Below are 11045 nucleotides of genomic sequence, written 5' to 3' on the forward strand. Positions count from 1 at the left end.
TAAGGAGAGACGACTAACGATGTTTAAAAATATAAAACCAGATTCAGCTCGTGAGGAGGTGCTGGAGCTGCTTACCTACGCCGTGCTAGATCATCCTGAACGCGGAGAGGCAGCTTTGCGTGCTTATCAAGCCTCGGATGAATGGAAGTTGTTCGGTGTGGAAGATGAAGGACTTATTGTAGGTGTTGTCGGTTTTGAGGAGCGGGAGAATGGAACGATTGTGCTCCATCATCTGGCTGTATTGCCTGAAAATCGTCATAGAGGCTACGGCAGAGGGATGTTGCTTACGCTTATTAAGGAGCGTAGCCCGAAGCGACTTATGGTGGATACAGATGCGGAGGGGGCAGATTTCTTCCGCAACGTGGGGTTTGCTGTATATGGATCAGAGGATTTGCCAGATGGTGGGCAATTTCATTGTGTATATGAAATAGACGAAGAATAAGCGAATCTCCGGGTCCCGCTTCCTTTTTTTCTACATAATATATGTTATGTCGGAGGGAGGTGGGGTTCATTGGCGTATCACTACACAGCGATTGGAGATTCTTTAACGACAGGTGCAGGGACGTTGCTAGGTGGCGGCTTTGTACCTGTCTATCGGCAAATGGCAGAAAGATATCTCCGTACACCAGTCAGTTACGAGAATCTGGGAATCAACGGACTGACATCGCAGGAGCTGCTGTCTATGGTTCGCAACAATCCGCTTTTTCGGTCAGCAATCAATCGGGCTGAACTCATAACGGTGACGATCGGCGGCAATGATCTACGTCCATATATCAGTACACTTGCTGGAGGCCCAGGCTCTTCAGGTTCTTCCATTCCACAAGCACTGAATCATACCAAAGAACATGTACGCCAAATTGTACATGCCCTGTATCAAATAAAGTCCGGTCAGCGTGAGCCATTTATCATCCGAATGGTGGGATTATATAATCCTTTTCCAGGGATAAGAGAGGCGGGAGTATATGTACGCCAATTCAACTCGTTTCTCTATACATTGGGTGGACCCAATTACCGGGTAGCGAACATTTATCCCGCGTTCGAAGGCAATGAACGGGCATTGCTTTCGCTGGACCGGATACATCCGAACAGCCGTGGTTATCGCGTGATTGCGGAAGAACTGAATCGACTTGGTTATGCGCCGTTACGATGAGTGTGAGCGGATGCTTCGGATCGGACAAAGTATATGAAAGAAAGAGGTTCATGATGCCAGTAGGAACTGACCATCATAAGCCTCTTTTTTTTGCGTTTCAGTGTGCGGTTTAGCCGATTAATTTACGGAATAAGCTACGAGCAGCCCACTTGCGCTCACTTCGTTTGCGGTATTTGGGCAGAGAACGATAGACAGCAATGGATTGGTTAAATGCAGCGCTGGCTTCATCCTTGCGTCCCAGCATACGGTACATTAGGCCTGTCAGATAATAGCCCTCACTAGAAGAAGACTGGATCTCCTGAAATTGCTGTAGATAGTGTAGTGACTTATTTACGTCACGTTCCTTGAAAGCAGCGGCTAAATGCAAATAGGGCTCACCGTATTGCACTCGCGGGTTAATGTCCAGGGCCTTGAGTAAATGCTGTTCTCCATCCTCCAGATGGGTTGTGTGTACCTCAGCCGTACCCCGCGCGTTCCAATAGTCTGCTGAATCTTCATATCGGGATTGAATTTCCAATAGTAGCTCCAAAGCCTGCGAGTATTTCTTGCTTTCGATCCAAATTCGAGCCAAATCAAACTTGGCAGCCACATCGTTGGTGTTTAACGCAATCTGTTGACGCAATCGTGCTGCATTGCGTCTTCTTTTCCACGGTTTGCTGATGCTGGGCAATACACCGACAAAGCTGCGATCCAATATATAGATCAAGATTAAGAGTACGAGCATTGCCAAAAACGGGTTACCGAGCAAACTCCACAGTAGAGAGAAAATCAAAAATTTCCCAATCATTCTGCTCCAATCCTCCTGTATATGTAGCTATCCATACTTTCCACATTATAGCATAGGGGCGCTTTCAGGGGCATTAGCATGATGAGATTTCGAAGAATGATAGCTTTCTATGTGGGTGGGGGAATGGAAGAGTATACATCGTTTAGATTGATGCTTGTGAAAATGTCGTATGTACAAAGACTCCTCCTTGTATGGAGGAGCATGAGAAATATCAGTATTACATTGAGTGACTGAAGACAACTTGGGAATATGCAGATGAGTTAGTTGCATTGGTCCATCCTATTTTTTTATTCCCGCCAAAAGGTTGAACAGTCGGCCTTATCCAAAATATTAAACTCGACTATTTTCTCAAGTAATGAGAAATCAACTGCACTATCCCATGGGATACGTATCAACTGCTTGGTGTGATTATAGCCAGCCTGCACAATTAAATCAGAAAAATGATGAATCCCTGCCCTTTCAGGGGCAACAGCCAAATGATGTTTGGCTATGCTAAAGCCAATAATAAATGTGCCGTGATCGGTAAACATAGGCTGTTTCCACGCAATTTTTGGCATTAAATTTGGAAACTTCTTGATTACCCAAGCTAAAACCTCTTCCGTTCGGGCTTGATGTTGCGGGTTATCAATATGCGCTAAATATTCTGCAAAAGCTTCCATGTAAGTTCCCTCCTAAAATCAAAATTGTATCGTTCAGAGGAATTCCTCAACAAGAATAGAGTACAAATATGAATCATGAAACTCGCCTTTGTAGTACCAGTGTTCTCGCATTATACCTTCACGTTGCATTCCGATCTGTTGCATAACCTTCTCAGAAGCTTTATTTTCTGGACGACATGTTGCATAAATACGATGGACATCAAGTGTACTAAATCCAAATCCTAGCAGGGCTCGTGCCGCTTCTGTTGCATAACCCTTTCCTTGATAATCTGGGTTTAAAATATAACCCACTTCTGCATTAGTATCTTTGACATGAATACCAACACCGCCGATCAGAATTCCAGTGTTTTTCAGACATATAGCTAGTTCGTAGTCTTGTCGTGGCTTTTCCTGCTGTGAGACTAGAACTTGTTCTATATATGCCTTTGTATCTTCTTCTGTATTGGGTCCCCATGCTGTGTGCCTAGTAACTTGGGGCAATGACGTGTAGGTATGTATACTTCCCCAATCGGATCTGCAAATATCACGAATGATGAGCCGATCTGTTTCAAATTGCATAACGATTCCTCCTGTCCATCATTAGCATACATATTCGTGTTTTCTGCACAAGCTATTAAACCTATTTAAGCAGATCTGATGGAATATTCAAGATTTTGAGAGAAAGTGTTAAAGAAGAGGATCGAATTACGTGTTGAATAAGGGGAACGAATCAATCCTTTTGCCGCCTGAACGCAAACCGCAAGGGAGGCGTCCGGCAAAAGGCAAACAGAAAAAATTGAATGTGGTACTGGATTAGCTACTGTTATTGGCTATCCAGTCCGTCTTAAAACAGTCTACGGGCTGTTACGAAACGTTTCTTCCATTTATCGTCAAACGTATCAAAATGAACGCCGCGCTCTTTGGAGAAAGTATGCAGCAATTTGTTGTTCCCTGCATAGATCGCCACATGGCCGATCTCCAGCCCACGCGCACTGAAGAACAGCAGGTCACCTTTGCGCAGTTCGTTCAGCCCCACCTCCCGGCCTTCTTTTGCCTGATCGTAAGAGACACGGGGGAGGTCGATAGAGAGCGTATGTCGGAACACTTCCCCTACAAATGAGGAACAATCAAAGGTCGCTGTCTGTCCGGTTGCTGCGCCGAATTTATAAGGGGTACCAAGGAATTTTTGCCCGTAGGCGATCAGTTCATCACCCTGCCGTTCTGCTAGAGAAGTGCTGGTGTAATCACTGTATTTTGGTTTAGCCGATATGTATCCGGTCAGGTTGTTTTTAGTGCGTACTTCCAGCCAGAGAGCATTAACCTCGCGGATGACATGAACCTTTTCACCGGTTGGAATAAGCCGCAGGGAAGGAGAAGCTTCTGATGAATCTGGTTTGCTGCGCAAGTTGACTCCAGAAAGAATCGTTGTGAAAAAGTCTTCTTTAGAGGCAATTCGGATCGTTCGGGTTAGAGCGTCCCATTTCACTGTGCTCCCGAGTGCTTCGCTCACAAAACGCAGTGGAATCATTGTGTTGCCCTTAACAATCTGTCCGGGAACGTTCAGGGACAGCGTTTTGTCGTTGAGGGTGGCAGCAACTTCTCCAATACGATAGGTCAGCGTCGTGTCGTTTTTGGTTGCTGTTACGGTTTTGCTGGCTCCGTTCCAGGAAAGCACAGCTCCTTGCGCCTCAAACAACTGACGCATAGGGACGAGCGTTGTCCCGTCTAGCAGTAGCGGTTGGGCAGTAAGCTCAAGCGGGCGGTCATCCACATAAACGGTTGTTACTGGAGTTAGCGGCGCCGACTTGGCGTAAGACGGGGTTGCTTGCAGCAGTGATACGGCCAGCAGAGCCAGCCCTACTTTCTTGTTGATTGTCATGCTGTCATCACCTCGTTGTTAAGTTGTTCATCTAAGTTGTACGAGACTGCCTCCGATTAGTTGTGTACCAATTATTGGATTAATTCAAAAACCAAAATAAACAAAAATAAAACAAAGTCATATCTGTGTTTTTATGTTGACATCAAAATTAAATAAAGATAGAATTACAAATGTGAAATGTTTCACTTTAGAGTAGTTCTGTATTTAGCGAGGGATCAAAAGTGAATCCTTAGGAGGCAGATTTTTATGAGCGCACATGTATTTTTTGTACCATCTATCAATCTGATGGGAAAAGGCTGTTTGCATGAAGTTGGACCCTATATAAAAGAACTACATTTAAACAAAGCACTGGTCGTGACCGATAAGTTTCTGATGAAGAGTGGAATTGCAGGCAAGGTCACATCCTTGCTGAATGATATTGGCTTGAACTATGTAGTATACGATGAGGTCAAGCCCAATCCAACCTGTAAAAACGTACATGATGGCGTTCAATTTCTACAGGACAACGGCTGCGACTTTTTAATTTCTATTGGTGGAGGATCCCCACAGGATACGGCCAAGGGAATTGGCATTATTGCTACCAATGGGGGACATATAACGGAGTATGAGGGCGTTCATCAATCCAAGCATAAATCGCTGCCCATTGTCGCCATTAATACAACGGCAGGAACATCCGCAGAAATTACAATCAATTATGTCATTACGGACGAAGAGCGCAAAGTCAAAATGGTTATGGTTGACAAGAATAGCGTAGCTACGATTTCAGTCAACGACCCTGAACTGATGGTAGACAAACCCGCCGCATTAACGGCAGCTACAGGACTAGATGCTTTGACTCATGCCATTGAAGCTTTGGTTACTCCGGGTTCTTATCCTGTTACAAATGCGACCGCGTTGGCAGCAGTAGAACTTATTTTTAACAACTTGGCCCGTACAGTGAGCGACGGTCATGATATAGAAGCACGTGAACAAATGGTTTACGCTATTTTCTTGGGAGGACTTGCATTTAATAATGCCGGGTTGGGTTACGTCCATGCTATGGCCCATCAGCTAGGCGGCGTATACGATTTGCCTCATGGGGTTTGCAATGCCATGCTGCTGCCGATTGTGGAGGAGGAGAATGCCAAGCATGTACCAGAGAAGTTTCGTGCCATCGCTAAGGTAATCGGTTTTGAAGATAAGGGGAAAACGGATAAAGAATGCGCGGACTATGTAATTCAAAGAATCAAAGACCTGTCGAAGGAAGTAGGGATTCCTGCCAAACTTTCTGAACTAGGTGTAAATGAGGTGGATTTAGATTTGCTTGCCGAAAACTCCATGAAGGATGCTTGTGCTCCGGGCAATCCGTTCATACCTAGCAAAGAACAAGTTATCGAAATGTTTAAGAAAATTCTATAAATCATACTGCTATTATTTTGTTATATACTTTAAGGGCTGTCCCAGGAACTGATTAAGAACACCAGGGACGGCCCTTTGCATTCTTATTATAACAGACTTAAATCTTATTCTTTGAAGCATTTCATACGTGAAAATCCGATCAGACTGACTGAATACTTGATTTGTATAGATGTCTATGCAATAATGCTTGTATGTTAAAAAATAATGCAGCTGCACTTGTAGGAACCATTAGGGACTCGATCAATAAATTAATTGTATCTGAGCTCGAATCCTATGGAGTTGAAGGAATTGTACCTACCCATGGTGGAATACTGATGTTTCTGTATCAAACGGATGGACTTTCGATTAAGGAATTGACGCAAAAAATTGCTCGTCAGCAGCCCACAGTCACTGTTTTGATCGACAAGCTAGTAAAATTGGGGTATGTGGAGAGGAAAAAAGAAAGGGAGGATAGCCGGCTTACTCTGATCTATCTTACCGAAAAGGGAAAAGAGCTGGAGCCTATATTTGAGACGATCTCCTATAAATTAAAAGAAACCATCTATGGGGGTCTCAAAGACGAGGAACAAAAACAACTGGAATATCTGCTGGAGCATGTAAAAAACAGGTTTTAAATTTTTTTAAACAAATGTATAGATATCTATACAAATGCCAAAATAACAATAAAACATCTGGAGGTCATGAAAATGAAACATCTTATCATCTATGCTCACTCTAACGCTGAAAGCTTTAATCACGCGATACTGGAAACGGTTGTAACCACCTTGAAGGAAAAAGGTGACGAAGTCGTTGTACGCGATCTATACGCTCTTAATTTTCAACCGGTATTAAAACCTGAGGATACTGCTGCGATGAGAGCTGGACAAACACCGGCTGATATCAAATTAGAGCAGGAGTATATCACGCAGTCCGATACGATTACGTTTATTTCGCCCATTTGGTGGACAGGACTTCCTGCGATCTTGAAAGGTTATGTTGATCGTGTATTTGCATACGGCTTTGCCTATACGGCTGGTACAGAAGGGATTAATAAGCTGCTTACAGGTAAAAAAGGGTTTATCGTGAATACACATGGTACTCCCAACGCGATCTACGATGAAATCGGTATGACCACAGGATTGAAGCTCACATCAGATACAGGAATTTTTGATTTCGTTGGAATTGAATCGGTTGGCCACTTGCTGCTTGGAAGTATCGGCTACCTTGATGAAGACGGTTATAAAGGATTGCTGAAACAAGTACAAGACACGGTTAAAACAGTGCTGTAAAGTTAGTTCATATTCGTTCAGAAGCGTAGGACATTCTTTAAACGACAAGGTCAACCAGCATTTGAGGGTTGGCCTTTTCTTATAAGTGCTAATACTTTTCTAATATAGTCCAGACAACGATCTGATCCTGCTTGTTATTATGGGGATATACAAAACTAGCCTTTGTATGATTTGTTTTGTCATAATATACTAAGGCGTTTAGGCTTTGGGCGGAGTCGTAGCTTTGATCCACGAAATGGTTACCCAATTTATTTTTTACATCATCAAGTTTCTGAAGCTTGTGACCATCGATACTGGAAAATTCACTCTCGGACAAGGTTTGCAGTTTCATAATCTCTCCACTAGAGCTATAGACAATCAAGAAATTTTCAAAATATCTGTGATCGGCATCTTTCGTGTGTTTATCGTTAAAATCCGGATTCTTTCTATAAGCAGTCAAATCAATCTCCGCAATATTCTTGCTTAGTGGAATATGGTTTATTGTCAATTCCGATAGATCCGTTGATTTTACCGACATCTCCGTCCATAGATCTTTTGTGAAATATGCCGTTAAAGCGATCAGGATAACAATACATATAATGAAGCTTTTTTTGGAGATTAGCTTAAGCATAGTTTGAAGACTCCTTACTATCACAGAGATTAGCATGGTTTATTTTATCGCAAATATTGGAGTATACTATTTAATTGTAACGAGTCGATGAATGAGATTAAAGAATTTTTTTGTTTTGGGCTAAGAGACCTCTGAAGGTGTAGGGGGAAAGTATAATAATTCACAAATATTTCATTGTTATTATCGTTGGCAATTCTTTATAGTACATAGTATCCATATTTAGTTTAACGTCGAGATAATGAAATTAATTTTCCTTACTTAGTGATCATCTGCATGTATTCAGAACAAGAATTACGGGAAAAATAACATAATGTGAGGGTGTACTGGGTGAGATATAAAATCATAGCAGATAGTTGCTGCGACTTAACGACAGAGCTTAAAGAAGAGATGCAAGTAACTACGATTCCATTAAACATGACATTGGGTGAAAAATGCTTCATAGATGATGACACATTGGACTTGCCTCAGTTTATGGAAGAAATGAAAGCCTGTACAACCAAGATTGGTTCCGCATCACCATCACCTATGCTGTATAAGGAAGCCTTTCAAGGCGCGCATACTTCTTTTGCCATTACATTATCCAGCAACCTGTCCAGCTCGTATTCCAGTGCGTTGGTAGCAAAGGATATGGCGGAAGAAGAGGGAGCGGATGTTCATGTATTCGATTCGAAAAGCGCATCGGCTGGGCAACTCTTGTTAGCTTTAAAACTACGCAAGCTGATCGACGAAGGATATCATAAAAGCGAAATTATCTCTTCCCTGGAGAGCTTTATCAGCAAGATGAAAACCTATTTTGTTTTAGAGAATTTGGATAATTTGGTCAAGAACGGACGAATGAATAAAATTACTGGAAAGATACTCTCATTCTTGCATATCAGGCCCATTTTAGGTTCAGATGGTGACGGAAACATCGCATTATTTACTCAAGCCCGTGGTCAAAATCAAATCATTGAAAAGTTGGCAGATACCATTGAAAAAAGTGGTCGAAGTACCGAAGGAGAAAGCATCGTTATTACTCATTGCAATAATCCCGGACTGGCGCAAAAGTTAATGAATACCTTGAAGAACCGCTATCAATTTAAAGATATTCATATTGTGCCCACCAGGGGAATTAGTTCAATGTATGCCAATGACAAAGGGATCATTATCGCCTTTTAAAAAGTATTCAGGGTTTATCCTCGTGCGATGGATAAACCCTTTTTAGTATATTGGGGCTTTGCATGAGTCTAAGCCTATCCCAATTTTCTAATGAGAACAGAGGCGTTTATGCTGGCTTGAGTTCCTCCGGCCTGTGTTTGCAGGGCAACAGCAGCAGTAGAGCTATGGTTACGCAGAGTAAGGACATCACCGCATGCCAGGGCGAGGATGGCTTGCCCGGTGTTCTGTTGTGTTCCCGCTCCTGAGCCGTACACGGTTCCCTCAGCCAGTACGCCATTAATAAAGATGGCGAATTGGTTAGGTTCCACACCCGACACCGAAAAGCGGACTTCATACTTTCCTGCATCGGCTACAGCAATTTGTGTAGTCCCTGGAAGGTGAGCAATCCCAGGTGTAAGTATGCCGTTCGTATCGAAAATGACCTCCCCTTCAATCGAAACGAGTTGGGGCCTCACATTATAAATGTAACCGAACTGCGCTATATCACCTGTGGTTCTGGAATCCCCTTCAGCATCATGATTAATGTTCACACGTACAACTTGCTTTTTGACAATGATGTCTTTACCAAACGATTTCCGTTTCGAGCGGCTTCTTTTTTTGGGGGGCATTTCCTCAAACTTTTTTTCTAGCTTATCAAACCAGGCACGAACGAAAACATCTTTTTTACGGCCTTTTTTTTGGTTCAATTTTGGACGACCCAATACAAACACCTCCATATGGTTTGTTGTATAGTACTCCATTCATCTAGAGGAGGCATAGATATCTGTCCTGTGTTTCATAGGAAACGATCTATTTTGACTAAAAACAGGCTTCTGTACAAGGTACATTCGTCTAGTATGTAAAAAGCACCTCCAAAAGTATCCTTGGTTGTCAACTAAGGATACTTTTGGGGTGCCAGTAGTAGCTTATATCATGATGAAGCGGTTTGAAGCCGCTTTTTGCGCACATATAGGGCGTACAGGATACCGCCAAGCAGGCACAGGATACAAGCGAATACTGCCAATAACCAAGCTGAAGCAACTGCCCCTCCACGATCCATACTGTTTCCAAGCCATAGGGGCAGCAGGGCCCCTCCGACTCCACCTGCACCGATAAGCAGGCTGGTCGTCGATTCTTCTGTACCTGGCATCATTTTGCTGGCAAAAACAAGAGCGATGGAAAAGATGCCTGACATGCCGAGTCCCAGCAGTACGATAAGGACAAAGGCACCAGCAGTGCCTTGGATCAACGGGAACACACACAGCAGCAGAGTCGCTGCCAGTGAGCTCAGAGCGACAAAGACACCGTAGCCGTATCGATCGGCAATGTAGCCTGTGAACAACCGTCCAAAGGCCATTGCCAACCAAAAGCAGGTGACGCTGAGTGCTGCTTCGGCTTGTGTGAGACCGAGTCGCTCGATGAACATGGAGGGCAGGAAATTGGCCAGACTCATCTCTGTTCCTACGTAGATAAAGAAAAAAACGATAAATAATGCAAGGAGCTTCCAATTGCCTATAGGGCTGCTTTTAGAAGCCTTTACGGTAGGTGACTCCAGTGAATTAGTGGCACGCTTATGGTAGTCACCTCGGTGTTCTTGTTCGTCCAATAGAGCGTCCATTGTGCCAAAGGACCCGCGTAGCCAGGCTATAGTGGCTACGGCTGCAAACAAGGAGATGATGGGGAATGCCAGTCGCCACCAACCTAGAGCAATGAATTGGCTGGCGATAGCCGGCATTGCTAAGGCGCCGATCCCGAAAAAGACTTCCAGACGGCTCATAGCCGCGCCCGTTCCTTGGGTAATACCCCCAATAACAATAGTACCTATGACTGCTTCTACCATGCCGAAGCCAAATCCGGCTACTGCCCCGACGGCATATAGCCAGCCCCAAGGCGGCAGTAGTGAATATAGCACTTCAGCCGCACATAGCAGGAGTAGGGCAAATATCAGGCTTCGGCGTTTGCCAAAAGTCCGGGCAAGCCACGGTGACAGTAGGACTCCAGCCAGAAAGCCGGAAAATTGAGCGAATATCAGGCTTCCGCCATCCGTATAGTTTCTACCGTAATGCTCTAGCAACACGGGCAGTAGGGAGCCTACAACCACATGGGCTAGACCAATTAAAAAATAAGACAAGCTGCCGATCCATAGCAGTCGTTTCATGATTAACTCCTTTGGTACTA

Annotated in this window: 13 protein-coding genes; 6 read left to right on the forward strand and 7 right to left on the reverse strand. The window is 43.8% G+C overall.

Annotation, left to right across the window (positions count from 1 at the left end; all coding sequences use genetic code 11):
* Positions 1-19 precede the first annotated feature (19 nt).
* Together ACUC6J_RS09295 and ACUC6J_RS09300 are read left to right on the forward strand one after the other, a co-directional pair.
* Positions 20-442, forward strand: a complete 423-nt coding sequence (locus ACUC6J_RS09295; RefSeq protein ID WP_045243874.1) for a GNAT family N-acetyltransferase — start codon at positions 20-22, stop codon at positions 440-442.
* Between the two features lie 69 nt (positions 443-511).
* Complete coding sequence (locus ACUC6J_RS09300; RefSeq protein WP_045243873.1) at positions 512-1150, forward strand: GDSL-type esterase/lipase family protein; 639 nt, start codon at positions 512-514, stop codon at positions 1148-1150.
* Positions 1151-1259: 109 nt separating this feature from the next.
* On the opposite strand, the gene ACUC6J_RS09305 is transcribed toward ACUC6J_RS09300, so the two are convergent.
* The 4 genes from ACUC6J_RS09305 to ACUC6J_RS09320 form a co-directional block, all read right to left on the reverse strand.
* Entirely contained in the window at positions 1260-1937 is a 678-nt protein-coding gene (locus ACUC6J_RS09305) for a tetratricopeptide repeat protein (RefSeq protein ID WP_016819245.1), read from the reverse strand.
* Positions 1938-2224: 287 nt separating this feature from the next.
* A complete protein-coding gene (locus tag ACUC6J_RS09310) occupies positions 2225-2596 on the reverse strand; it encodes an iron chaperone (protein ID WP_447250101.1) in 372 nt (123 codons plus the stop codon).
* A 33-nt stretch (positions 2597-2629) separates the two neighbouring features.
* Positions 2630-3154 carry a GNAT family N-acetyltransferase gene (locus ACUC6J_RS09315; RefSeq protein WP_031463300.1) on the reverse strand — a complete coding sequence of 175 codons (525 nt, stop codon included), beginning with the start codon at positions 3152-3154 and terminating at the stop codon, positions 2630-2632.
* Positions 3155-3419: 265 nt separating this feature from the next.
* The gene (locus ACUC6J_RS09320) at positions 3420-4454 is read right to left on the reverse strand and encodes a stalk domain-containing protein (protein ID WP_045243871.1); all 1035 of its coding nucleotides are present in this window, start codon (positions 4452-4454) and stop codon (positions 3420-3422) included.
* Between the two features lie 246 nt (positions 4455-4700).
* Between ACUC6J_RS09320 and ACUC6J_RS09325 the strand changes: the two genes are divergently transcribed.
* From ACUC6J_RS09325 to ACUC6J_RS09335, 3 genes are all read left to right on the forward strand, one after another.
* The gene (locus ACUC6J_RS09325) at positions 4701-5852 is read left to right on the forward strand and encodes an iron-containing alcohol dehydrogenase (protein WP_016819251.1); all 1152 of its coding nucleotides are present in this window, start codon (positions 4701-4703) and stop codon (positions 5850-5852) included.
* Positions 5853-6043: 191 nt separating this feature from the next.
* Complete coding sequence (locus ACUC6J_RS09330; RefSeq protein WP_016819252.1) at positions 6044-6466, forward strand: MarR family winged helix-turn-helix transcriptional regulator; 423 nt, start codon at positions 6044-6046, stop codon at positions 6464-6466.
* A 72-nt stretch (positions 6467-6538) separates the two neighbouring features.
* Positions 6539-7120 (forward strand): NAD(P)H-dependent oxidoreductase, encoded by a 582-nt coding sequence (locus ACUC6J_RS09335; protein WP_016819253.1) that lies wholly within the window; start codon positions 6539-6541, stop codon positions 7118-7120.
* Between the two features lie 88 nt (positions 7121-7208).
* On the opposite strand, the gene ACUC6J_RS09340 is transcribed toward ACUC6J_RS09335, so the two are convergent.
* Positions 7209-7730, reverse strand: coding sequence for a hypothetical protein (locus ACUC6J_RS09340; protein WP_016819254.1), 522 nt, complete (start codon positions 7728-7730; stop codon positions 7209-7211).
* A gap of 327 nt (positions 7731-8057) precedes the next feature.
* On the opposite strand from ACUC6J_RS09340, the gene ACUC6J_RS09345 reads away from it, so the two are divergent.
* Complete coding sequence (locus ACUC6J_RS09345) at positions 8058-8888, forward strand: DegV family protein (RefSeq protein WP_016819255.1); 831 nt, start codon at positions 8058-8060, stop codon at positions 8886-8888.
* 74 nt (positions 8889-8962) lie between these two features.
* Here the strand turns inward: ACUC6J_RS09345 and ACUC6J_RS09350 are convergent, their stop codons facing one another.
* Positions 8963-9589, reverse strand: a complete 627-nt coding sequence (locus tag ACUC6J_RS09350; protein WP_123797091.1) for a BclA C-terminal domain-containing protein — start codon at positions 9587-9589, stop codon at positions 8963-8965.
* A 209-nt stretch (positions 9590-9798) separates the two neighbouring features.
* Positions 9799-11025 carry an MFS transporter gene (locus ACUC6J_RS09355; protein ID WP_117289541.1) on the reverse strand — a complete coding sequence of 409 codons (1227 nt, stop codon included), beginning with the start codon at positions 11023-11025 and terminating at the stop codon, positions 9799-9801.
* Positions 11026-11045: the final 20 nt, after the last annotated feature.

It is taken from the genome of Paenibacillus sp. JJ1683 (assembly GCF_053006485.1).